The sequence below is a fragment of the Halomonas sp. HP20-15 genome (assembly GCF_033446685.1).
Classification (GTDB): Bacteria; Pseudomonadota; Gammaproteobacteria; order Pseudomonadales; family Halomonadaceae; genus Modicisalibacter.
Map to the genome: position 1 here is coordinate 1 of NZ_JAWQLY010000037.1, position 1226 is coordinate 1226.

1 protein-coding gene is annotated in these 1226 nt (G+C 63.5%); it reads right to left on the minus strand.

What is annotated here, in order from left to right; genetic code table 11:
• Nucleotides 1-248 precede the first annotated feature (248 nt).
• Entirely contained in the window at nucleotides 249-1058 is an 810-nt protein-coding gene (cysQ, locus tag R6258_RS18745; protein WP_318453464.1) for a 3'(2'),5'-bisphosphate nucleotidase CysQ, read from the minus strand.
• Nucleotides 1059-1226 lie beyond the last annotated feature (168 nt).

Sequence of the window (1226 nt, forward strand, 5' to 3'; positions counted from 1 at the left end):
GGAACTCGGCGGCCACTTCGCGGATGATGTGGATCGACTCGGCTTCGAGCTGCTTGAGGTGAGTCTGGCGTTCGGGGCTAAGTTCGGGCATAGCGATTCCGGAATGTCGGTTTGGTAACTAATTAGAGGGTTACGGGCTATGAGCTTCGGGCTTCGAGCGCCAGGTTCGGGGCGCTGTGAAGAGCGGCTTCGGGCTTCGGGTTTCGGGTTTCGCTCGCAGCCCGTTGCTCGTAGCTCGAGACTCGTAGCTAGAGGCTGTCCCGCAGGGCTGTTTCCCAGCGCTCGTCGCGTTGTCCGCAGACGATGAAGAACGGATTGAGCACGCTGTTCTGCTGATTGCAGCGCAAAGGCTCGAGTGTTTCGACATCGAGCACCTGCCCGCCAGCGGCGGTGACCACGGCCTGGGCGGCGGCGGTGTCCCACTCACAGGTGGGCGCGAGTCGCGGGTAGAGATCCGCTTTGCCCTCGGCGACCAGGCAGAGCTTGAGCGAGCTGCCCATAGAAACGCGTTCATTGGCCGGCAGGTAGCTGCAGAAGGCTTCGAATTCGGCGGCGCCGTGGGAGCGGCTGCCGACGACCTTCCAGACGGCCTGCTCCGGGTCGGGCAGGCGGCGCACCTGAATGGCGCGCGGCGCTTCATCGCCCTGCTGCTTCCAGGCGCCCTCGCCCAGTTGCCCGAACCAGGTGGTGCCTGCTTCGCCGACCACCGGGGCGTGAACGACACCGAACGTCGGTACGCCCGACTCGATCAACGCCACGTTGAGCGTGAATTCGCCGCTTTTCTTGATGAATTCCTTGGTGCCGTCCAGCGGGTCGATCAGCCAGTAACGCGCCCATGAACGGCGTGTGGCATAGGGAATCTCGCCAGACTCCTCGGAAAGGATCGGCACGTCGGGCGTCAGCGTCTCGAGCAGTTCCACCAGGGCATGATGCGAGGCCATGTCGGCTTCGGTCAGCGGACTCTCGTCGCTCTTGGTTTCCACCTCGAAATCGCGCCGGTAGATTGCCAACACCGTCTCACCGACCTCGTGGATGCCGTCGATAAGGCGCTTGCGCATGTCGTTGGTTACGAAATCGGTCAAGGAGACTCCTTAGAAACAGCTACGAGCTTCGGGCTTCGAGCGCCAGGTTCGGGGCGCTGTGAAGAGCGGCTTCGGGCTTCGGGCTTCGGGCTTCGGGCTTCGGGCTTCGGGCTTCGGGCTTCGGGCTTCGGGCTTCGGGCTTCG